The organism is Vibrio marinisediminis (assembly GCF_014050145.1).
Lineage (GTDB): Bacteria > Pseudomonadota > Gammaproteobacteria > Enterobacterales > Vibrionaceae > Vibrio > Vibrio marinisediminis.
In genome coordinates, this window is the sequence record NZ_JACFYF010000400.1 from 1 (window position 1) to 230 (window position 230).

Annotated in this window: 1 protein-coding gene; it reads right to left on the reverse strand. The window is 34.8% G+C overall.

The window, feature by feature from the left end; translation table 11 throughout:
• A partial coding sequence (locus H2O73_RS24450; RefSeq protein WP_182110856.1) for an asparaginase domain-containing protein occupies positions 1-230 on the reverse strand: 230 nt, incomplete at both ends.

Sequence of the window (230 nt, forward strand, 5' to 3'; positions counted from 1 at the left end):
GCTTTCTAAAAGGGTTTCTGAAATTCCAGGAAACAACTTCACCAATGCGATGTTTTCTTCAAAATTTGTAAAAACTTTGAGTTTGGTTCCTCTTTTAGGCCTTAACAAATCGTCATAATTCACTTTTAAGTGCACTCCAGATTCTGCTAACTCTGGATAATTTAATGAAGCAAATGCTTCAAAGTGCTCGGCATTTATCTTGGTACTTCTGTTTGCACGGTATAATTTAT